At 48.9% G+C, this 22,828-nt stretch carries 20 protein-coding genes; 9 read left to right on the top strand and 11 right to left on the bottom strand.

Translation table 11 applies throughout. The features are described from left to right. Positions 1-40 precede the first annotated feature (40 nt). Both QT397_23830 and aceK read right to left on the bottom strand, forming a co-directional pair. Positions 41-550, bottom strand: coding sequence for a hypothetical protein (locus QT397_23830; GenBank protein ID WNZ55840.1), 510 nt, complete (start codon positions 548-550; stop codon positions 41-43). Positions 551-606: 56 nt separating this feature from the next. After that, the gene (gene aceK / locus QT397_23825) at positions 607-2,361 is read right to left on the bottom strand and encodes a bifunctional isocitrate dehydrogenase kinase/phosphatase (protein WNZ55839.1); all 1,755 of its coding nucleotides are present in this window, start codon (positions 2,359-2,361) and stop codon (positions 607-609) included. 156 nt (positions 2,362-2,517) lie between these two features. On the opposite strand from aceK, the gene QT397_23820 reads away from it, so the two are divergent. After that, positions 2,518-3,126 carry a MarC family protein gene (locus tag QT397_23820; protein WNZ55838.1) on the top strand — a complete coding sequence of 203 codons (609 nt, stop codon included), beginning with the start codon at positions 2,518-2,520 and terminating at the stop codon, positions 3,124-3,126. 150 nt (positions 3,127-3,276) lie between these two features. Continuing rightward, on the top strand, positions 3,277-4,011 hold the full coding sequence (locus tag QT397_23815) for a sulfite exporter TauE/SafE family protein (GenBank protein ID WNZ55837.1): 735 nt from the start codon (positions 3,277-3,279) through the stop codon (positions 4,009-4,011). Positions 4,012-4,131: 120 nt separating this feature from the next. Here the strand turns inward: QT397_23815 and QT397_23810 are convergent, their stop codons facing one another. Continuing rightward, on the bottom strand, positions 4,132-4,497 hold the full coding sequence (locus QT397_23810; protein WNZ55836.1) for an antibiotic biosynthesis monooxygenase: 366 nt from the start codon (positions 4,495-4,497) through the stop codon (positions 4,132-4,134). Positions 4,498-5,408: 911 nt separating this feature from the next. On the opposite strand from QT397_23810, the gene QT397_23805 reads away from it, so the two are divergent. Next, entirely contained in the window at positions 5,409-5,939 is a 531-nt protein-coding gene (locus QT397_23805; protein WNZ55835.1) for a 7TM-DISM domain-containing protein, read from the top strand. Further along, entirely contained in the window at positions 5,936-7,270 is a 1,335-nt protein-coding gene (locus QT397_23800) for a diguanylate cyclase (protein WNZ55834.1), read from the top strand. The genes QT397_23805 and QT397_23800 overlap by 4 nt, the downstream gene beginning before the upstream one ends. A 1-nt stretch (position 7,271) precedes the next feature. Here the strand turns inward: QT397_23800 and pstS are convergent, their stop codons facing one another. Both pstS and QT397_23790 read right to left on the bottom strand, forming a co-directional pair. After that, positions 7,272-8,354: a phosphate ABC transporter substrate-binding protein PstS gene (pstS, locus tag QT397_23795; GenBank protein ID WNZ55833.1), complete on the bottom strand. Its 1,083-nt coding sequence runs from the start codon at positions 8,352-8,354 to the stop codon at positions 7,272-7,274. A gap of 111 nt (positions 8,355-8,465) precedes the next feature. After that, positions 8,466-10,388, bottom strand: coding sequence for a PhoX family phosphatase (locus QT397_23790; GenBank protein WNZ55832.1), 1,923 nt, complete (start codon positions 10,386-10,388; stop codon positions 8,466-8,468). A 229-nt stretch (positions 10,389-10,617) separates the two neighbouring features. Between QT397_23790 and QT397_23785 the strand changes: the two genes are divergently transcribed. Both QT397_23785 and QT397_23780 read left to right on the top strand, forming a co-directional pair. After that, positions 10,618-13,221, top strand: coding sequence for a TonB-dependent receptor (locus QT397_23785; protein WNZ55831.1), 2,604 nt, complete (start codon positions 10,618-10,620; stop codon positions 13,219-13,221). Between the two features lie 131 nt (positions 13,222-13,352). Next, a complete protein-coding gene (locus QT397_23780) occupies positions 13,353-15,233 on the top strand; it encodes a phytase (GenBank protein ID WNZ55830.1) in 1,881 nt (626 codons plus the stop codon). Here QT397_23780 and QT397_23775 read toward each other — a convergent pair. From QT397_23775 to QT397_23750, 6 genes are all read right to left on the bottom strand, one after another. Then, positions 15,211-15,648, bottom strand: coding sequence for a VanZ family protein (locus tag QT397_23775; GenBank protein WNZ55829.1), 438 nt, complete (start codon positions 15,646-15,648; stop codon positions 15,211-15,213). The genes QT397_23780 and QT397_23775 overlap by 23 nt on opposite strands. A gap of 389 nt (positions 15,649-16,037) precedes the next feature. Next, positions 16,038-16,166, bottom strand: a complete 129-nt coding sequence (locus QT397_23770; protein WNZ55828.1) for a hypothetical protein — start codon at positions 16,164-16,166, stop codon at positions 16,038-16,040. Between the two features lie 74 nt (positions 16,167-16,240). Further along, positions 16,241-16,951: an outer membrane beta-barrel protein gene (locus QT397_23765; GenBank protein ID WNZ55827.1), complete on the bottom strand. Its 711-nt coding sequence runs from the start codon at positions 16,949-16,951 to the stop codon at positions 16,241-16,243. A gap of 218 nt (positions 16,952-17,169) precedes the next feature. After that, on the bottom strand, positions 17,170-17,880 hold the full coding sequence (locus QT397_23760) for an outer membrane beta-barrel protein (protein WNZ55826.1): 711 nt from the start codon (positions 17,878-17,880) through the stop codon (positions 17,170-17,172). Between the two features lie 246 nt (positions 17,881-18,126). Continuing rightward, positions 18,127-18,687, bottom strand: coding sequence for a replication protein P (locus QT397_23755; protein ID WNZ55825.1), 561 nt, complete (start codon positions 18,685-18,687; stop codon positions 18,127-18,129). Beyond that, positions 18,599-19,906 carry a DnaT-like ssDNA-binding domain-containing protein gene (locus QT397_23750; protein WNZ55824.1) on the bottom strand — a complete coding sequence of 436 codons (1,308 nt, stop codon included), beginning with the start codon at positions 19,904-19,906 and terminating at the stop codon, positions 18,599-18,601. Before QT397_23750 ends, QT397_23755 begins: the two co-directional genes overlap by 89 nt. Positions 19,907-20,106: 200 nt before the next feature. Between QT397_23750 and QT397_23745 the strand changes: the two genes are divergently transcribed. From QT397_23745 to QT397_23735, 3 genes are read left to right on the top strand one after another with little or no spacing between them, the layout of a single operon-like run. Continuing rightward, positions 20,107-22,050, top strand: coding sequence for a heavy metal translocating P-type ATPase (locus tag QT397_23745; GenBank protein WNZ55823.1), 1,944 nt, complete (start codon positions 20,107-20,109; stop codon positions 22,048-22,050). Continuing rightward, a complete protein-coding gene (locus tag QT397_23740) occupies positions 21,987-22,349 on the top strand; it encodes an HAD-IC family P-type ATPase (protein ID WNZ55822.1) in 363 nt (120 codons plus the stop codon). Before QT397_23745 ends, QT397_23740 begins: the two co-directional genes overlap by 64 nt. Beyond that, positions 22,350-22,718: a cupredoxin domain-containing protein gene (locus QT397_23735; protein WNZ55821.1), complete on the top strand. Its 369-nt coding sequence runs from the start codon at positions 22,350-22,352 to the stop codon at positions 22,716-22,718. Positions 22,719-22,828: the final 110 nt, after the last annotated feature.

The following is a 22,828-nucleotide window of genomic DNA, read 5'->3' as shown; positions in this document are numbered from 1 at the left end:
TCTCAAATACTGTCTATCACGCTAGAGGCAACTCTTTTCTTTAGTTGGGGCTAAATCCCACCAGTTGTCCATCACTAAATGAAAAACGATAGCCCTGGCCCACCTTCAGCCGCTGGCCGCAGGGGGATTGAATCGTAATACGGGGATATTGTGGTGTTGAGATCCAGGTCGCAAAGTCGCCTCTGGGTCCTCGTCCCAGCAGCTGGTAATAATCTCCGTAGTTACAGAAGGCTGCTGGCGTACACCTTTCCGCGCCCCAGACATAGGCAATCACGTCGAACTGTTGGGGGAGGCCGTATGACTCTACGAATGGTTGTCGCGGATTTTCGGTAAAAGTAAACACTTCATCAAAGGACAGGGTTGGAAACCCCCGAGCGGGGGTTGCGCAGCTAACTACGTGGGGTTTTCCTGTGATTCGTGCGTAAGGTGGTGGGCGCTTTGCCGGCGGAAGCTTACCGGGGATGGACATCTCGCTGGGGAAATAGCCGCAACCGCTGGTCGTCAGCAGGGAAACAGTTGCGGCAACTAGAGCCCAGCGAAAAATATGCACGGATTATCCGCTCCCTTGGAAAAGTCCTCCTACCAATATAGTCATAGATTGGTCGTCTACTTTTGTTGTGCACGGTTATGGGAACGGCGCGGGAAACGCCACTTGCGTCGATAGGGGAAAGCACTCTCCACATGTCCGGCGCGAATACGATCTTGTAAGAGTTTCCAGAAGCGATAGTTGTATAAATCGCCGTGCTGCTTTTCGAATGCAGCGCGCGCGGTGGGATTGCCAGAGAAGAACAGGCGGAATTCTTCCGGGAAGACGTCGGCTTCTGCGACGGTATACCAGGGCTTGTCGGCCAGCTCCTGCTCAGAGGTATGAGCTTCGGGAATCTTGCGGAAGTTACATTCCGTCAATGGGCAGAGTTCATCGTAATCGTAGAAGACTACCCGCCCGTGACGGGTAACCCCAAAGTTTTTCAGCAACATGTCGCCTGGGAAGATATTTGCGGCTGCCAGCTGTTTGATGGCATTGCCATATTCTTCCATGGCTTCTCTAGTTTGCTCTTCATTGGCGTGTTGCAGGTAGAGGTTAAGCGGTTCCATACGCCGCTCTACATATAGATGTTTGATGATGACCCGCTTCTCATCAATGATCAGTTTTGATGGTGCCACTTCCTGCAGTTCTTTGATCAGCTCTTCACTGAAGCGATTGCGGTAGAAAATAAAGTAAGAGTACTCCTGGGTGTCAGCCATACGGCCGACCCGGTCAGAGCGGGATACGAACTTGTACTTTTCTTTTACGATCTTCTCGGTGACAGTTTTCGGCTGGTCGAACTCATCTTTAATGACTTTAAATACCACCGGGTAGGAGGGCAATGTGAATACACTCATCACCATCCCTTTAATGCCCGGTGCAATAACAAACTTGTCGTTACTGACCTTCATATGGGCGAGGATATGGCGGTAGAACTCGGTCTTACCGTGTTTGTGGAAGCCGATAGAGTTGTAAAGCTCAGACTTCTCCTTGAGCGGCATAATGGTGGACAGGAAGCGCACAAAGCGGGAGGGGATTGGCGCATCCACCATAAAGTAGGAACGGGTAAAACTGAAAATAATACTGGCGGAGTCGTTATTGTAGATAAGGGTGTCCACAAAAATACCGCCGCGCCCGTTGTTTAGGCAGGGCAGGATCATGGGGATAACTTCGCCGTTCAGGATTATGCGCCCCACCAGATAGGCCGCTTTGTTACGGTAGAAAACCGACTCCAGCATGTCCACCCGCAAGTGTTTCTCGTTGTCCACATTGGCCAGGGGGGCGCTGCGCAGGGATTCGCAGATATGGGCAATGTCGCGCTCCATATTCTCCCAGGGCGTGGAGAAGCTGAAATCCTTGAGAATATCTTCGACCATACACTCGAGGCCGTGGCGGCCGCTGTAACTGATATAGATGCTGTAATCCCGTAGCGGTTTGTCTTCCGGTGCTCGGGACGGCTTGACGAAGATATTGCTGTCGTGAATGTTGGTGTGGTGAAACTGGCTGCAAAACACCGAGTTAAAAAAGGTCTCGGCGATCTCATAATTGCTGTGATTGGCAATCAGCTGTGCATAAGTGGCGCGGGCATCACGCCACAGCTCCAGCTGGCTGGTGTCCTTGCTGGTTACCGAATGGACCAGGTCCACCACTTGGGTGACCTTGGTTTTGTAAAGATCGATCCGGGCTTTATTGGCCTCATGTGCCGCTTGCCAGGAGGCGGTTTCAAAACGGGCCTTGGCGCCCAAAGTGATGTTCTGATAGTCTGCGAAATAGGCGTCAAAACCATTGAGGATGGTTTTAGCGATGCGTCGGGCGGTCGGTGAGTGATTCGTCATGCACTAGACTTTTTTTCTAAGTTACAAGTTACGCTTGCGCCAGCAGTTACCGTAGATAACGGCGTTGGACCCCCTAAGCACACCTCGCTCCGGTCCTGCCCATACTGCCTGGGGCTCTAATTAAGCGGATAGTAGCACGGCACGTCGGAGTCCCAATTGAACGATTGGATCAGTAGCTTTGTCTTTTTCTTTGCTGTGATTGACCCGGTGGGTACTCTGCCAGTGTTTATCGCAGTCACTTCACGACATGCAGAGTGGCAAAAGCGCAGGATAGCCTGGCTGGCAGTACTCGTCGCAACCGGGATCTTGTTGTTCTTTTTGGTCGCAGGGCAATTCTTCCTTGAGGCGATTGGCGTGCCCCTTTCTGCATTTCAGGTAGCTGGAGGCGTCGTCCTGTTCCTGTTTGCCTTAACCATGATATTTGGTGAGAGCAAGCCAGAGCAGGAGATAGAAATCATCCGTGAGGGGCATGAGACAGCGATTTTCCCTCTTGCGGTGCCCTCCATTGCCTCACCCGGAGCCATGCTCGCGGCTGTGGTACTCACAGATAACCATCGATTTGATGTGGTTCATCAGCTGAGTACAGCATCTGCCATGGTAGCTGTGTTGGCGATAGTGATATTGCTGCTGCTAACTGCCAACTGGATATATCGATTTATTGGTGATGCCGGGGCCAGTATCGTGAGTCGAGTTATGGGGCTGATCCTGGCCTCAGTGGCAACAACCAATGTACTTGTCGGGATTCAGCAGTTCTTTTCAATTTAGCTCCTGGCATTTGGTTTTGTACTGGTTGAGCTAAGGCTGCGTTTCTTCTAGTGAAGAGAGTATTGGATTGCCGGTTAGGTGTTGGAATTGCGTCCAAGCCTGAATTTCTACTTTATTCACTGTGATTTTGGTGACTTCTGAAGCGGTAAAATGATAGAGCTATTGCTGCTGTTTTTTGGCGTCTTGATTTGGTATATCAGCACGCTTGCGGCCGGGGGCGGGGCACTGCTCCTTGTTCCAGTGATTAGCTTTATCGTTGGCCCACACCTGGTTGCACCAACGGTAACCATTGCCAAGTGCCTGGCTTCGCCCTACCGGGCACTGGTTTTCTGGTCCTATATTGATTGGCGGGTAGTACGCTGGCTTACTCCAGGAAGCTTAGTCGGGGCATTGCTAGGTGCATATTCCTATACACAGATGTCCCCAGAGTGGATACAAATAGTGGTTGGGCTTTTTTTAATGTCCACGATACTTCAGTATCGCTTTGGCCATAGGGAAAGATCTTTTCCCATGTCACTTCCCTATTTTTTACCTCTGGGATTGGTGACTGCTTTTGCTTCCGGTCTTATTGGGGCAATGGGTCCACTTAAGAACCCTTTCTTGCTGAATTATGGTCTCGAGAAAGAATCCCTGATAGCCACTAAGGCCTTTAATGGGCTGTTAATGCAGCTTGTAAAGCTGGGAACTTATATTACATTCTCGGCGGTATCCCTAGAGTTGGCATTCTATGGTGTGGCGGCTGGGCTTGGGGGGATTATTGGTGTAACCCTCGCTAAAAGGAGATTGAATCAGGTCAGCTTTAAAAAATTTAGGAAATACACTCTATTGGTAATGTTTTTGTGTGGCTTGGTATTAGTGATAAAAGCGCTTTATGACATGGTTTAGATTTATAGGGATAGTGTTTATAATTTATTGCCAGAACTAACCGTTTGGAAAGCAAAGAATTAAAATTCGCTCTCCTAATTACAATACTATCATCATAAGAATTAGTATAATTTTTTATATTCAGTTTATTAATGGCTGCGTTCGAATCCTGCATAGGTGTGATACTGCTGGGGGTAGGCCTGCATGGCGTGCCTGAAGATCTTTGGGAAGATCGCCTAAATAGATGACGCGAGTGGGTTCTGCCGTCTTGAGCCAGCGCTCTGAATAATTCTCCCAGGTATCCACATGTTTATGTGCGGCACTTACATCTTTGAAATGCTCGTATACAATAATTTCTCCACTATCAGAAATATAGTACTGGTAATTCAATGTCCCCGCTTCTTTCTGCGAGACTACCTCTACCATTTCATCAACAATTGACCTAAAGGCCTGCTCCTGTCCGTTCTTTATTTTCGCCTCCACAAGCCAGCCAACATTATTAAACATAAGTATCTCCAATACGGTTTAAGAGGCTTTGACATAAGTGGTAGAGCAACAACTGTCCTGGAAGCATGCTGACTGATAAGCAACCTGTCGCTAAATACCAGAGGGGGAGTAACTGCTCTACTCAGGAAGAAGATCAAGTGATGGTCCTAGATATTGTAGACGACATCGTGGCGTCTAGTTTGGTAAGGCTAGCTATTTGATAGCTCTCCAGTTGCACTGAACCTCACCGGGCTACTTGTATAAGAAACCTGCTTCAGGAATGACTATTGGTTCATTGTTTGGTCTAAGGGGGGGTCAATGCTTGGGTTGTGAGATAAGCCCAATTCTATTGAGCTGTTCTTTAGAGGCTCCTTAATATCTAAGAGTGGCATATTTTCTATATGTACTGATTGGTAAACAATGATGAGATCCCCGGATCAGCAACAATTTCTAAATTTAGCGTTCTAGAGACAATATTTAAATTTGATGTGGGTAGTCAAATGTAATCGTTAACAGGAATTTTCTCTTTGGCGTATTTAAGATTTTGTATCCTAATTAATACCTGACTTTAAGGCTTAGCCCCAAGGTGTAAGACGGCGTAACAGCCTGTGTACCCTTATTTCAAGCTAAAAGGCATAAAACACATTACTTAAGCGCTTGATAAATGAAAAGTGAAACTGCCAAATAGGGGGAGCAGAAAAAAGTTGTACCTGATAATTTAAAGTCCTTGCTAGTGTGTTTTTTGTACAGGTGCGGACTTGTAGAATTCATACATAGCTATTTTATGTAAGTATGAATTGATGACTTTCTTGTATGGAAGCTATTTCTCTGAAATACAAAAAGCATCATCAATTTACTTTGGAAGTCAGTATCCATTATGACTGATTTGGTCTTTATGAAGACGGAAATTGTTGCGCATCTACATAGTAAGAATGAAAAAAACAATTGGTGAATTTGAACTGTGGACTCAAAAGGGTGGCCCTAAATGGCACTACCGTTTGGTTTGTTGTGCAGTGCTGATGTTTGTCATACTTCTTTCTATGCCCAGCTACCCCCATACGGTCGTGGATGTCACCTCGTTGGAGGGAGGAAGTAAACCGAGTGGCCTAAATGCAATTTGGCATGAACCATCGGGGTTTGGAAACATTATTGAAGCTGAAAAAGCTTACAAAAATAAACTTTTTCTTCCCCTGGGGACTGCCGGATCTACCGGACTTAAATCCGGAGCCTTCTGGTCTCACTTCATATTAAAAAACTCCAGTAGTGAAACAGTTTATGTCTCAATTGAATATGTGGATAACCAGCTCGATGGGCTGACGGCCTTTTCTAGGATTCAGGGCGGCAGTCAGCCTTACACTGAACTGGCAAGTCTGTCTGCGAACCAGCCTTTTTCCAGTCGAAAAATCAAGCATCATCGTTTTGCGTTCCCACTTAAAATCCCCCCTTCGCATCAAAGGAAATGATGGTTAAATTTGATGTTGGAGTTTTGGGTGTTGCCTTTCCCAGTATGCGTATTTGGAGACCTGAACAACTTGAAGAGAGGAGTAAGGCTGAGGCCATTTTAACGTCATTTCTTTTTGGTGGTTATTTTTTGATGGCCATTCTTGCGCTGATTGGTGCTATTGCTGCGCGTAAGAATATCCTGTATTTATACTCTTTATATTCTGTAACGAAAATTTGGGTGTGGGGGTCTTTACTGGGATATACCCATCAATATTTGCTCCAAGAGCAATTTGATTGGCGCTATCAATCGATTAGTAGTGCTGTGGCGATCCTGACCGGAATTCTTTTTGCCCGATACTTTCTTGAAACGGCAAAGTACACGCCAAGACTGGATTACTTTTTAAAATTAATTTTACTCAACGGTTTATTCCTGGTTATTTGCGTTGTACTGCAGTGGGAGGCTCTGGGGCACATCTCTATGATGCTCGCTCTGTTTTTCTATCCTGGTGTTGTTGTTGTCGCATTGGTGCGTTGGCGACAGGGGGATACTTCTGCGGCCGTTTTTGCTTTAGCCTGGAGCGTTTTGGTGTTGGGGCTTTTGGTGCAGGCGATGAGGGATCTCGGTTATGTGGTGCACAATCCAATTAATTACTATTGGCCCCCGGTTGCCTCTTTTGTTGAGATGTTGGCAATAATGATAGCTATCGGATTACTGGTAAAACGTTTAAGGCAACAAAAAGAGACTGCAGAAAAAAGGTATCTACTACACCTGGAAGCCTCGAGAACCGAGCTGGAGCAACAGGTAAAACTTCGCACACAGGAATTGGAGTACGCTAAAGCCAAGGCTGAAGAGGAGGCGCGCACAGACCCGCTAACAGGTATTTTTAATCGCCGCTGCTTTTTCGAAGAGGCCAGTAACCTGGTGGCTGTGGCAATTAATAACCAAATGCCATTGTGTGTATTAATGCTGGATATCGACAATTTTAAATCTGTTAATGATATTCATGGCCACTTAATCGGCGATCAGGCACTCTGTGCGACTGCCCGAGTAATTTTTCAACACGTGCGGGATGTGGATATCTTCGGGCGTATTGGTGGGGAGGAATTCGCGCTAGTACTCAGCTCCAATGTCGAAGGAGCTATGAAGGTTGCCAATCGTATACACCGGGATATCGCTAAAATCGTGATTAAAAGTGCAGTTGGGCAAGCCCAGTTTACCGCAAGTATTGGTATCGCCCGTCTTCAGGGGCGAGAAGATATCCTGGAGCTAATGCGACGGGCAGACTCTGCGTTGTATCAGGCCAAACGCGCTGGACGTAATCGTATTGTGGAGTGCGCTGAAGCTACGTAAATTAGCGTACGTAGGTAACGGCATTGAGTACTTTTTGACGTATATTCTCCGGAAGGGGCACCAGGCCCAAGCTTCCGGCCTGGCTTTGGGATGCGTTGCTCAACATAAAGACCAGCATTTGCCGCAATGCTTGTGCTTTTTGATCATCCTGGTCTGCGTAGAGCAACAGCCAGGAAAAGCTGGTAATGGGATAGGCGGTTTCTCCCTTGGGGTCCCAGATCCAGGCGATAAGGTTGGGAGCACCACTAATTGGCAGTGATGCTTTTGGAAATTCAACCTCTAATAGTGCCTCTGCTCCGCTCTTGGGCCCGGCAGCAATATAATTGCCCGCTCGGTTTTCCAGTAAAGCCACAGGCAGGTTTACCAGTTGGGCAAACCCGTGCTCGACATAGCCAATGGCCCCAACTTTCTTGCGAACCTTAGCGGCTACGCCTTGATTGCCCGGTGCTCTTTTAAATCTGGGCAACTTTGGCCAACTGGGTGTTCTGTCCAAACCAATTTTTTCGCGAAAATCTTGGCTCACGCTACTCATATGTCCAGAAAAGATATATGAGGTACCCGAGCTTTCAGAGCGGGTGACAACGGTAATCTCATCTCTGGGCAACTTGATATCGGGATTTGCAGCTGCGATCTTGGGGTCATCCCAGTGGGTGATCTCTCCCAGGAAAATCCCCACATAAGCTTCCCTGGACAGTTTGAGCTTGTCGATTCCAGGGAGGTTAAATACCAGTACGACTTCCCCAGCAGTAACCGGTAGTACCACGCCACCGCCTTTCAGCTTGCGTAACTCATCGATCTCAATAGCGGCATCTGAGGCGGCAAAATCAACTGTATGACCGAGAAAGTCCCTGATGCCGTCACCGCTACTGCTCATCTCGTAGAAAATAAATATATTGTTTTCCCGGTGGGTGAACTGCCGAAACCACTCCACATAGATTGGATAGGGGAAACTGGCGCCACTGCCCCGGAGATTTACAGGATTTTCTGGTACCTGGGCAGTTCCCGGTGTGGCGGCAAGGATAAAACTGGCGGTTGCCAGCACAGCGGTAAGGCGGCGTAAAAGGGTTGCACACCTCGATATCATAGGGACCTCGGCTTATAGGCCTCCGACAACCTGCCTATAGGCGGGGTGAGAGGCCGAAAACTGCTTTAGATTAAAATTTTAGCAGGGTCCCTGGTTTGTCATATCAATTGCCTAGCTACCGACTATTTGGTCGTCCTCACGGTAAATGGCCAGTACCGATGGCCGAGGCGGTAACAGGGGATTATTATCTGGCCAGCGGTGCAGGGGTTGGTCATAAGTGGAGTTGCGTGAATCGGCCGGATGTTGCACGGCAATAAACAGGGTTTTTCCGTCGGGAGTAAATTCCGGCCCGCACACTTCAGCCCCTTGCGGGCAGCCAAAAAAATGCTTGGGTGCCGCTCGCAAAGGCCCCTCAGTAGCCATTGCCCAAAGTCCATCGTGGAACCCAAAGCGCTCACAGCCATCGGTAGCAATCCACATATTGCCCCTGGGATCGAAAGCGACGTTATCGGGATTGGCAAACCAGCCGTGCTCAGAGATATCGTAAGGGGACTGCTGTCCATAGGCGCCCCTTTCAGCCGGGTTTTCAGCATTGGGATTTCCGCCAAGTAGAAATTGCTGCCACTGAAATTGTGCGCTTGTGTGGTCGCGGTTTCCCTTCTTCCCGGGGGGCGCTATTTCCAATACATGGCCGGCAGTATTGCGTGCGCGGGGGTTGGCGGCATCGGTATCACTGCGCTTCTTGTTTTTGGTCAGCATTACATAGGTGCAATCATTGTGGGGGTTAGTCTCCACGTCCTCTGGCCGATCCATTGGCGTGGCTCCCAATAGCGCGGCTGCGCGGCGCGCATCAATCATTACATCTGCTTGATTGCGAAAACCATTCTCTGCGGTCAGTGGGCCCTGGCCATATATCAGCGGCAGCCATTCGCCACTGCCATCGTCGGCAAATCGCGCGGCATAGAGCGTGCCATTAACGAGTAGCTTTCGGTTTGTATCGGGATCTTCGGGCTGATAGTTATCTTGGGATACATAGCGATAGACAAATTGATGTTCATCATCATCGCCGCCGTAAGCAACGATCGGTTGTCCCGGTTTACAGACCAGGGTAAAGCCTTCGTGCTCAAAGCGCCCCAAACTGGTCAGCTTGCGCGGTTTTGATTGGGGGTTATAGGGGTCAAACTCCACCATCCAACCGAAGCGATTGGGCTCATGGGGTTCTACCTGAATATCAAATCGGCGGTCGTGGTCACCCCAGTTGCGATTTTCCGGTTTTATACCAAAAAGTTGATGGTTTTCGATCTCCCGGGAATCTTCGAGCTTTTTTGGGGCTCCCTGAAAAGCGCCGCCAAACCCCTCTTCGGCAATTAATACGGTTCCCCATGGGGTTTTCCCTCCTGCACAGTTACCTATGGTGCCGAGGACCTGGGTTCCGCTGGGATCTTGGCGGGTCTTCAAACGTTCGTCGCCTGCGGCGGGGCCAGTGATTTCCATTGGCGTCGTAGAAGTTATCCGCCGGTTATAGGGACTGTCAGCCACTACTTTCCAGCCCTGTTTACTTCTTCGAATTTCCACGATGGAGTGTCCGCAGGCGGCCTGTTCAATGGCCACATGCTCGGCACTCACTCCTCTGGTGGCACTGTATTCGTCGTTATAACCGGGAAACATTAGATGGGGCTGGGTGTATTCGTGATTGACACATAAAAGCCCGCGATCACTATTTTTACTTTGTATATGCAGGTATCCATGGGTTGAACTGATCCCCGCTGCCAAGGGCATAAAAGCAATAAAATCGTTGTTGTAACCGAATCGCTGTTCCTGGCTACTGGCGCTAAGTTCTTCAGGCTGAAAAGATGTTTCCTCTCTATGTAAGGGATCTCCCCACCTCAATAGAACCGTGGATTTATAACCCTCTGGTAGATGGTGTTGGTAATCCAGTCTATGGGGGATTTCTTTAAAGGTGAGGGAGTTGCGTGTGGGATTTTCACTTTCACTACAGCCGGGTAGTAAGCTGCTTACAGTACCGGTGGCGGTTACACCACCCAGGACTTTAAATAGAGAGCGGCGTGCTGGGTTTTTGGGGCTTTCGTTCATGACTGCTCCATATTTGGCTTCAGTATATGACGCTTTTTACTGTTAATTGCCTTGATGGTTCTTTTTAAGGCGATTGATATCTGTGTAAATAGCAGGGCTTACATCTATCGTCGCAGTACTAATTGACTATGTGATGACAAGCTTAAAAAAAATGTCACGTAAAGTTCATAGCGGCCTTCTAGTCTGCGTCCAATTCAATTAACCACCGGTAATGTGGGAGTGGGACGCAATGAAATACAGAACTTCAGGCTTGCGGTTACTGGGAATGCCATTGGCGGCTCTGGCGACTGCCATCATTAGTGCAAATGCTGTCGCAGAAAATGAGCAGCTAATGGAAACGGTGACGGTTACCGCCCAGGCAAGTAATGCGCGCAGTGACTTGGATCGACAGCGGGACGCCAATAAGGTCGTAGCGGTGCAAACTTCTGATGCGATTGGTGAACTCCCCGATGCCAATGTCACAGAAGCGTTACAGCGGATGCCCGGTGTGTTTATTGCGAGAGATCAGGGTGAGGGGCGATTCGTTGGTGTGCGGGGTATAGACCCAAATTTGAATGCGGCGACAATTAATGGTGTGAGCCTGCCCGCACCGGAAACAAACACCCGGGCGGTAGCCCTGGATGTTATTCCATCGGACTTATTGGCGAGTTTGGAGGTATTTAAAACTCTTACGCCTGATATGAGCGCAGACTCTATTGGTGGTGCCATTGAGATCAAAAGTCTGAATGCCCTGGATTATGACAGCAATCGCTACAAGTTCAGCGTAGAGAATAGCTACAGCGAGCTTCAGGAAGAGTACAGCCCCAAAGTGGCTGCGACCATGACCAACATTTTTGAACTTGATGGAGAGCGCCGTCTCGGGGTGGCATTGGCGCTAAGTCACCAGGAGCGGGAGTTTGGCTCAGATAATATTGAGACTGACGGTAGCTGGGAAGAACTGACCGCTGAAGATGGCTCTGTAGCTAAGGGCGCGACCGAAATAGAACATCGCGATTACAGTATTACCCGGGAGCGCACAGGTCTTGCTGCCAACTTCGACCTGGACCTGGGCAGTGACTCCAGTATCTATCTCCACAGCTTGTACTCCGATTTTTCTGATCAGGAAATCCGCCAGCGCAATTCCTGGAAGCTCGATGATGAACGCGATGAGCCGGAGACTATTTCGGCCAACTCGGCAGAGTGGGAAGAGGCAGCACTGGAGAAGTCCCTGAAGGACCGCCTGGAAGAACAGGAAATTATTTCTGCGGTATTTGGCGGAGAGCATAATTTTGAGCAATGGGGATTGTCCTATGCCTTGGGATATTCCCATGCAGAGGAATCTGAACCCAATCGCCGCGATACCGATTTTGTCTTGGACTCCCTGCGTGTGGGGTATGTTGAAGCTGGTGATACTCCCCGTATGGCGGTGGGAAGTGAGGATGTTGAAGCAGTATTGGACCCGGCCAGCTATCAACTCGATGAATTGGTCATTGAAGATAACTTTACTGAAGATGAAGAAATCAGCTTCCGTATTGATATCAGTAGAGAAATGGATTGGGCTAGCAATCCTTCAGTAGTTAAATTCGGATTACATGAGCGTCAGCGAGAAAAGGCTGGTGACTTAAATGCGACTGTATATAAAGGGTTTGGTGGGGATTACACTCTGGCGGACTTTTCTCGCAATAGTATCGATTATGGTTTGGATGCATTTGGACCTGGCGTCAATGTTGGAAGCCTGAATAGTTTTATCAATGCTAACCTCAGTGATTTTGACATAGATGAGACGGAGACCGCTTTGGCATCCGCCCGTGACTACGCAATGAATGAAGACATCACGGCCTTGTATGTGATGAATTCTATTGAGTTGGATCGCTCCCAGCTGGTTTTTGGGGTTCGCTATGAGCGCACCGAATTTACTGCTGAAGGAGTGAATGTGGCAGAGTCGGAAGAGCCCCTGCCGGGTGCCGATTTAATTTCAGAAGGGGTTTATGCCACTGAGGTTAACTACGAGAGGGACTACGACAATTTCTTCCCCAGTATTAATTACAAGTTTGATTACAACGATAATGTTGTTCTCCGTGCAGCTTATTCGGAGTCCTTATCGCGTCCATCATTTGGCTATTTGAACCCCTCTCCGGCCAAAATTGAATACGATGATGGGGAACTGGAGGTTGAAGCTGGAAATCCAGAATTAGACCCCTATGAATCCCGCAATATCGACCTGTCTGCCGAATACTATGCGGACGATTTGGGTATGTTCTCTGTGGGACTATTCCATAAGAGTATCGATAACTTTATTGTTATGTCTGAGGTTTCCAGTAATACCGATTTTACCCGTTTTGTAGGGAATTTAGCGGTTGATGATGCTGAAGTATGGCAACCGATTAACGGAGACAACGCCCGTATCAGCGGTGCCGAACTGGCCTGGACTCAAGGTTTTGAAAATGGGTTCTTACTCAGGGCCAATGCAACATTTACCGATTCAGAAGCTGATCTGGGTCTCAATAGCAGTGATCGCAGTGACAAAATATCTATGCCTTCCCAGGCGGATTTTGTCGGCAACTTTATTGTAGGCTATGAGCGCGATGCCTTTAGTATGCGCCTGTCAGCAGCTTTTCGCAGTGAACGCCTGCTGGAAGTAGACCTTGAAAATGAGGCTAATGATCGCTACGAAGAAGACCATTTGCAATTGGATTTGTCGGCCCGCTACCGCTTTGATAATGGCCTTCAACTTACTTTTACTGGGGTTAACCTCACGGATGAACCTTACTATGTTCACATGTCTGGGTTTAATGGTCAGTACGAAGAATACGGTCCGACCTATGCGATTGGGCTGAGCTATAGCACTTTCTAGAATTTACACTGGAATTTTTGGATTAGTGCAATTTTTTACCCTGATAAAGCCCCTGCAATATTGTGGGGGCTTTGTTTTTGTAAAAATAATATTTTCTGTCAGTTACCGGTAAGTTCTAAGCAGGTTTTATTATGCGTTTTTCAATAGTGGGTGTTTTGTCCTGCCTTATATTACTCGGATGTGATCTTGAAAAGGATAGTCAAAGATTATCTTCACAAAAGATCATCTCTTTAAAGGGGCTGATAGCTGAACAGATTCAGCTGGTCAGTTTCCCTAAGCAGCAATACTTGTTGCTATCCAGTAAAGATAAGGGACTAGTGCTTGTAGATGAGTCCGCAGAAATACAAGTTCAAAAGGATGGCAGAGTAGAGGCACTTGCCATTCAGCCAAGGGAAGATGGTAGCTACCTGGTGGCGGCTTACGAAGAGCTGGAAGCGCAATTACAGCTATATCAATTATTTACTGATCTAAACGATGATTTGCAGCTTCAACTTTTAGGAAAGCTTGAGAGTGCCAAGCCTGTGAGCGCACTCTGTTTTTCATTGCAAGCAGGAAGAGACCACCTGTTTGTCATTGGAGAGGATGGGTTGGGAGTTGAGTACCTGCTTTCTCCCAGTGATGAGCACTGGGATTTTACCGAGATCCGCCCAATATATTTGGGGGAGGAGGTTAATAGTTGTAGCGTGGATAACCGTCGGGGGCGATTACTGGTATCACAGCCGCCTGTAGGGATATTGGCATTGAATGCCGATGCAGAGCGTGATGAGGAGCGTGAGCTTTTAATTTCGGCGAAACAGCTCGGTGATGATTTCGGCAGCTTGCGATTGGGTTATCAGCAGGACCAAATCTGGATTGCTGTGGAACAGGGAGTACAGGCTTTCGACTTGTCAGGAAGTGGTAGGCCCGACCAGTCTTGGACATTGCCTGCAGAAAGTCCTGCCTCTATTGCAGTTTTTGGTGATAGGTTGGCCGTGTTAAATGATAAGCAGAGTGAAATAACCTATTTCCCGATAAATACCAAGCTGACCAGCGTTACAGATAATCCGCTTGAGATTATTCCCACTGTTGCCGCCAGGGGACAAACTGACCCCGTTCACTCTTATGGGGATGCTGCTGATGATCCCGCTATTTGGGTGAACTCTCATTCGCCGGCAAACAGCCTGATTTTTGCTACAGATAAAAAAAAGGGGCTCAATATCTATCATCTTTCAGGCAGCTTAAAACAGCACTTTCCGGTAGGCAGGGTTAATAATGTTGATATCCGTAAAATTTCCCACCCTAATATTGATGCGATTGCCGTTGCCTCTAATCGTACTAACCCCGGTTTGGATCTATTTTCTATCAGTACAACGGGCGAGGTGGGGTATCTTGGATACCGGGGTATAGGGCTTCATGATCCCTATGGCTTGTGCCTGCAACAGGACGATAGTGGGCTTTATGCCTGGGTTTCTGACAAGGAGGCCAGCTTGCATCAGCTCAAAATCAATGTCTCTGAGTCCTCCAATGAGTTTGAGATTGAGCAGGGTATCCAGTTTGATGACTATGGACAGGTAGAAGGCTGTGTTGTGGATGACCAGTTCGGAACCCTGTTTTTTGCTGAGGAGGACCTGGGGATTTGGCGGCTGGACCTAAAGTCCTTATCAGAGGCCTCTCCAGAGTTGGTGGCAGAAGTGGATGGTGAAAAGCTGGTGGCAGATATAGAGGGATTGGCACTTTATCAGGATGGCGACAAGGGCTATCTAGTGATATCCAGTCAAGGTAATGATAGCTATTCACTATTCAGCCGTAGTGGGAATGAATTTATTACCCATTTTCGGGTTGGTATGAATCCCCAGCTAGGTGTGGATGGCAGTTCGGAAACCGATGGTTTGGCCGTTACCAGTTCAGCTTTGGGTGCGGAATATCCGCAAGGTTTGTTAGTTGTTCAGGATGGGCGCAACCGAATGCCCAGCGCAGCCCAGAATTTTAAATTGGTTGATTGGAGGGATATCAATCGTCTGTTGTCTCACTAGCGGTATCGGGGTTTTCAGGCTGGCTTAAATTGTTAATATTGCGGGCTCTTTGAACCAGGTAAACCAGAGAACTCGCAAGTATCACTCCAACGATATCGGCGGCCAGACCAAGTAAGTCAAAAGTCCTTGAGCGAACAAATGCCTGGCTTATCTCTTCAATCAGGGCAAAGCCAAGCACTGCGATAGCACCATAGTAAATTCTAATAAAGCCGAGCTTAAAATAAGTGGCGCGGGTGGCAGTTATCAGGATAAGACCAAAAGTACCAAACAAGGCGATATGGCCTAGTTTATCGCCATAGGGCATAGCACGGACAAGGTCAAAAAATATACTACTCGATCCGGTATTGGCTAGATAGATAATCCAAAGAATAAAAAGAAAAAACAGTAGGGCTGAAGCCTTGAGAAATCTTGGCATAATACTTATTGATACAGTTTTGTTTAATCTTGTGAAATCTAGATGTTGATTTTATCTATATCTTATGAGAGGGGAAAGAGAGGCCTTAAAAAACTGTGAGTTAACCAGATTGTGATGGCTCAGTATCAATTATTTTTGACTTGCAGTCTTCACATAGATAGACGATTCCCCTCAGATCTTGCCACCTGCATCCGCTGGTATATTCACAGCGCCGCATCTTTTTATTGCAATTACTGCAGATAGGGGGTGTTAATTTTCTTCTGTTCCAATTGCCAGTTAAGACCGTATAAAGTAAGTATAGTCCCAAAGGTAATGGCCATTAAAAGTTCGTCATATCGTTGAGCGTAACCCGAAAGAAAAAATGAAATAATAAGTATTATAGTGAAAAATTATAGTGAAAATGTTTTAATTAATTTATGTTCATCTTTTAATCGGTTTTCAAATTTTATTTTTGCTCCATAGTCTTCACTGTATTCCTTTAGATCTTTTACTTGTAGGTTTTTTTTCTTATTTTTCATTTTTTTATTGTTTGAATCGGTGATCTGATAGCTGTTTTTCTAGGAATAATTAATGTTGAACCTTCCTTACTTTATCAAAAGTTAATACTCCACCCCATGGTGATAGCTTCACTATCTATTTCATCCAGAAACGTATCGCCCCCAATTTTTGAAAACTGTTCCCACTCTATCCGTAGGCTCCATTTGCCCCTATAGCTATAGTTAACACCAGCACCATATGCCCAGTGGAATCCATTGCTGCTATCGGTTAATTCACCTCTGACTGGAGTTAATTGTTCTATTAAACTGCCATCTTCAAGCTGGTATAGGATAAAAACTTCACCCTTCTGAATCTCATTGGTTTCCGCGTACCAGATCCCGGTGCCAAGTTTCCCGAATAAGCTAAATGACTCTCCCAGGGGAAGATATGCCAGGGAAAATATATTGAAAAGCTGGCTATCAAAATCAGAGAAATAGTTTAAATATTCACCATCCCCATATGAGATATGGGTATCCAGCTGGTACTTATTGAAATTTTGATAGCTGGCTTCAATTGCCAGGTAAGGTGTCCATCGAATTCCTGCAAATAGTTTCCAGGCGTTATTTTTATCATTACACCGACTGAGATCCACTTGATCTAAGCTGGCGCTAATTTGTTGAACTCGCTTTTCTGCTTCGCTACACAAGTTATTGGCATGCTGGTTACCGAAAGAAATACCAGCATATTTGTGTGAGTAGAAATCGGCGCAAGCAAGGGCAGGTAAGGAAAGTAGAAAAATAATGAATAGGGGGCTAAAGCGGTTCATGGTTTGACCTTGTTTAGCTTATATGGGGGGACCGCTGAAGCTGATTTTAGAGTGAAATTTGATTAAGGCAACCACCAAAATAATAACGTCTTTTAGATTGATCGAAGGTAGGACCTACTCTATTAACTGGATTCGGCGCCTAAAGGTAGAGTTCCCAGTAATAGTTCGCGGGAACTCTATTTAATTTGTATAAAGTTATAGGTGTCAATTAACAAAATTCAAAAAAGCCGCCCTAAACCCAGTGATAGTGTTTCTGCATTGAAGTCTACTCCAGTGGGCTCCAGTTTCTCCCACTCCAGTCTCCAAATCCAGTGATTCCTATAGATATAATTCATCCCGACCCCAACTCCCCAGTGAGGGCCTTTGTGGTTTTGGGACTTGTCTTTATCGAACGTCTGAAGTTGTGCCGTGAATTGTCCATTGGATAATTGCTGGGGGATATAAAATTGAGCGGATTGTTGCTCTGATAATTTTCCTCTCCAAGCTCCGCCCCCGACTCTGGCAAACATATTTATATTGGAGTTAACAGGATAAAAACCCAATAAAAAGGCGGTCAATAAATGTGTCTCAACCTGGTATGCAGCCTTTGCATACTCTCCATTTTCATTATTGGTATAAAAGCTGCTTTGCGCAGCTGAAGGTTTTAGATAGCTGATTTCAAGGGCGAGGTATCTGTTCCAACGCAAGCCGCCATAAAACTTAATCGTACTGCCGCTACTATTGCAATGAAAACGTCCGTCTGTAGATCCTTGAGGAATCTGTGATTTTATCCGGGGGTTTGCAGATGAGCAAAATTGAGGATAAGAGGTTTCACCGAGGGTAGCCCCAATATATTTCCTGTTGGCAAAGTCAGCGCTGGTACTTGTAGCGAAAGTGAATATAAGGCTGGAAAACAAACTTGTTTTTACGGTGGTCTTAAAATTATTCATGATCTGTCCTGTGCTTTGTTTATTTTTATTTCAAGCACAGTAAAGCTAGATCAGGGCTTTTACTTCACAAGTCATTGGCGTGAGGGCCTTTAGGTATCAGGCCCTGTATTCAAAGTCAGAGTAAGCAGTTGGCTGTTAATTTCTAAATGCCAAGCTTTGCTCGCATCTCCGAGAGTCTTTTCGAATTTTCTTCCTTGGAAAGTGGTGAGCCGGGGTTTTCCTCCAGCTTTAATTGCTCTGGAGCGGTTAGTTTTTCTCCCCCAGGACTCGTTCACATATTTTTCGATAGTGCTCGGCAAAGACCGGGTAGGCGATAGACTCGGGGTTATTGGCAAGAAAAAACCAGTTGGATTCCCGCCCCGCGTGATAGATCGCTAAGTGGCTCCAGTTGTAATTGGTTTTGGGGCTTGGGGCATTGCAGGCCTCACGATAGGCGGCGCGAGCTTCCGGTAAACCATTCTCCCCAGCGGCGCACAGCTGCAGCATTTTATGTACGGTGGGCAGGTACTCACTTTGCAGGATCGCTCGCTTGGCACCCTGCATAATATCCTGGGGAGCGAAAGCAAGCAGGGCCTCCAGCCAGAGGCGCTTAGCGTGGTGAAGGGTTTCAGTGTCTGGAAACGCTGCGCTGAACTGATTGTGATAATTCAGTTTAAACAGCGCAAATACTTCATTGATTGCGCGCTTCTTTTCGTTCAGCAGTTCCTGGCCCTGTTCACTACCAGTTTGTGTCTGTGAGTATGTCGCCGATTGACCGGTCGCGGGTGCGCTGGTTGGTGTTGTTGTGGGAGTCTTGTGGATTGCCATAAGAGTTTCCTATTGCCAGTTTGTTGCGCTCCGCCCACTGGTGGCGCGCGTGACGCACAAATACGGCGTCCCAGCTTTTACGTGCGGCATTTTGACCGCGCCAGTAAATAATAAATTCTGGAACCAGGGATAGAGCGAAGTCGCGATCTATCTCGCATTGGTTCATCAAATGACTCAGGCAGTCACCACTGGGCTGCCAGTTGCGGGAGATGGGTTTGGCCACCGGGTTTTTCTCAATACCCTGGCAGTAATAGGCCCACTCTTCCCGCGCATACTCGATAAACAGTTCACCCCAGCGGGCACTGTGGCCACCACGCTCGGTCCATTTATAAATGAATTCCGGTAGCAATTCGGCGGCAAAGCGCGGATTGATGGCCAGGCGCTGCAACTGCTCCCAGGTGTGCTCGCTGGGCTGCCAGTCGCGGGACATAGCAGTGGGCTTGCGTTTTTCGATAAATGGCGTGTCCTGCTTTTCCCAGTCTTCCATAATCCAGTCATTGAATTCCAAATCCCAGGAAATGGACTGCTTGCCACTGGAGCGGTGGTAATCGAGAAAGCGCTGTAGGCCGCGACCGACAAAAGTGCTGGGGACTCCCTCGTCTGCCAGCTTGCGCAGGGTCTCATCGCTGGGTTGCCAGCCGTTGGGCAGTGGCTGTTTGCGCTGAGCCGTTGCGCGAAAAGCCTCCCACTTGCTTTTAACCTGGCGCAGGAACAGGGAGCCAAAGGAGTGACGGGGCTCGGCGCGCTCGCGCCAGTAAGTGACAAACTCCGGCAATTGCTCCCTTACAAAGTGCTCGGGAATACCCAGTTGGGCGATACGTGCCATGGTTTCACTATCCGGCTGCCAACTGGGGGCAATAGTGTTGGCATTGCGGTTGGACGGGGTAGGGGGTGTTGCCACCGGGCGCTTGTACTCACCGGGCAGGGCGAACTTCAGAATCTCACTACTGCCGAATGGTGCCGCCCCCAGCAGAAGGGCACCCTGGTTGCGCAAGCTGGTGGCTACCCGCTGGATATCCGCTGCCTGCCAGAAGGGCAGCAGCAGATATAGCTGCTCCCCCTCGGCGGTATACCAATCCCGGCCTCCGTAGGGCTCCAGGGGAAGGAATGGAGCCAGGTCGCCAAGTGCAGTGAGCAGCACAGCTTCCTCCAGGCCGACAGTGGCAGCCAGAGAAGGAGAGATACTCAGGGGTCTTTCGGGAAGCAGGGGATGTGTCATGGCGCGATAATAACATTCCGGCGCATCGCATGCGCGATCATTGGCGAATCCTCAGCCTTTTCCCGCCCCTAGTGTCAGCCACTAAGCTGAAGGATGAATTGACTGCGAAATTTCGGCGGGCGGTGCGCTGCCAACTGTTGCCTTCCCCTAGCGGTAAGGTTGTAACTTTGTCGCTGTAATTGGTGTTGCGGGAGAGCAAGATGACGAAGGAGCAACAATCTGCGCCAACGGTGTTCCGTTTGAGTGGAGTCAATTGTGCCGGTTGTATCAACAAAATTGAGACTGCGGTTAAGGCCGTAGCCGGGGTGACTGATGCCCGGGTAAACCTGTCCGATAAAATCCTGTCGGTATACGGCCCGGCAGAGGCTGAATCCTGTATCGAAGCCGTCCGAGGCGCGGGCTACGGCGCTGAACTCCTGCGAAGTAGTGAACGAGAGCAGCGCGCGGAACAGCGGGAGCAGACACAGCGGCACTACCGACAGCAGTTGTGGCGCTCGGCATTTGCTTTGGGCGTGGGCGTGCCAATGATGGCCTGGGGGCTGATCACCGACAAGGTATCGGTGAATACCCCGGTGGAGCAGCTGGCCTGGGGTGTTATGGGACTGATTACCCTGGCGGTGCTGGTCTTCTGTGGCGGCAACTTCTTCAGTGGTGCCTGGAAGGCACTGCGTCACCACAATGCCACTATGGATACGCTGGTGGCCCTGGGCACGGGAACGGCCTGGCTCTTTTCTATGATCGTGGTATTGGTTCCCCATCTCTTACCGGAAGCGGCACGACATGTGTACTTCGAGGCCAGTGCCATGATTATTGGCCTGATCAGCCTCGGCCAGGCACTGGAGATTCGGGCGCGCGGGCGCACTAGTGCCGCAGTGGAGAAGCTGTTAGAGCTCCAGGATACATCCGCGCGGGTATTGAGAGATGGCCGAGAGGTGGACCTGCCTATCGAGCAGGTGCAGCAGGGAGACCAGCTGCGCGTCCGCCCCGGCGAGAAAATTCCGGTGGATGGCACTGTGCTTGAAGGGCGCAGCCTGGTGGATGAGTCCATGCTCACCGGGGAACCAGTGCCGGTGAAAAAGGCGGAGGGTGACAGCCTCGCCGCCGGCACCCTAAATAAAAATGGCAGCCTGTTGTTTCGCGCAGATAAAGTGGGTTCCGACACCCGCCTCGCGCAGATTATCGAGATGGTAAAGAATGCCCAGAGCTCCCGGGTACCTATCGCGCGCTTGGCGGACAAGATATCCGGTATCTTTGTGCCAGTGGTGATGATTATTGCCCTGGTGGCCGCACTGGTTTGGTTCAACTTGGGCCCCGATCCTCGGGTTGCCCATATGTTAGTAGTACTGACTTCGGTGCTGATTATCGCCTGTCCCTGTGCCTTGGGGTTGGCGACTCCCATGTCGGTTATGGTGGGGGTGGGCAAAGGTGCCGAGTATGGTGTACTGGTGCGCAACGGCAAGGCCCTGCAACAATCCTGCACTCTGGATGTCCTGGTTGTGGATAAAACCGGGACTCTCACCGAGGGTTCTCCGCGTCTGACAGATATCGATAGTGATGGCGACAGCGATGAACTGCTGCGCTTGGTGGCGAGCCTGGAGCAGGGCTCAGAGCACCCCTTGGCCGAAGCCATAGTGACGGCTGCTCACGAAAAAAACCTTGAATTGCAGTCTCCAGCTAACTTTGAGGCCATCACAGCTCACGGTGTGAGTGGTGACATCGGTGGCAGTCGCGTGCTGTTGGGGAATACCAAGTTAATGCAAAAGGAAGCCATTTCCCTGGATGTCTGGAATGAGCGGGCAGCCACGTTGGCTGCGGCGGGGCGCACGGTGATGTACGCCGCCGTGGACGGCAAGTTGCGGGGGATTATTGCCGTAGCCGATCCGATTCGCGCTGATGCGCAAGCTGCAATCGAGCGACTGAGCAAACTGGGTTTACGCATTGAAATGCTTACCGGGGACAATCACGGCAGTGCCGAAGCGGTTGCCCGGCAACTGGGCATCGATCGAGTTCACGCAGAACTATTGCCGGAAGATAAAGAGGGGATCGTCGCTGAATTGCAAAAAAAGGCGAGCGAGTGGGTATGGTGGGTGACGGGATTAACGATGCCCCGGCCCTGGCGCGGGCCGATGTGGGCTTTGCGATAGGTGCCGGTACCGATGTTGCTATTGAGAGCGCCGATGTCACCCTAATGCGTTCCTCCCTGCACGGGGTCGCCAATGCCGTGGAGTTGTCCCGGGCCACTTTGCACAACATCAAGCAAAACTTGTTTGGAGCTTTTATTTATAACACTCTGGGTATTCCCATCGCCGCCGGTGTCCTCTACCCGATTACGGGTATGTTACTGAGCCCCATTGTTGCCGGTGGTGCTATGGCGCTTTCCTCCCTGACGGTGGTCAGTAATGCCAACCGCCTGCGCTTCTTTAAACCATCGGAGGCTCGCTAAATGGCTGAAGTTCTCGTAAATATCGTCGGTGTGCTGATGATTCTGGCTGTTATCTGGTGGTTTTGGTTGGGGCCAAAAAGAAGTGCCAGTAAGGCGACGCCGAGCACGGATAATTTACAGATTCTGGTTAAGGATGGAGTTTACGAACCGGATCTTATCCGCCTGCCCGCCGGTCGCACAGCGACTTTGCATTTTCACCGGGAGGACCCAAGTCCCTGCTCCGAGTGGGTATTGTTTCCAGACTTGGAAGTCAGCGCTCAGCTTGCCCTGAACCAGGACACCTTGGTGGAAATACCAAAAGCCGAGCCGGGTGAATACCCGTTCAACTGCCAGATGCAAATGTATCGGGGCACATTGATACTGGAGTAACAGTAAATGTGATTCTCTATGGGGGTGTAATAATTCCCCGGGCCAAGACGACATAGATTTAACCAATACCCCAGAGCCGCCTTTCACCTGTATGGAGAGAGGGGCTCTGG

This window comes from Microbulbifer sp. MKSA007 (assembly GCA_032615215.1).
GTDB lineage: Bacteria > Pseudomonadota > Gammaproteobacteria > Pseudomonadales > Cellvibrionaceae > Microbulbifer.
Note: the sequence above shows the minus strand (reverse complement) of the source record. Positions and strands in the feature narration are given on the sequence as shown.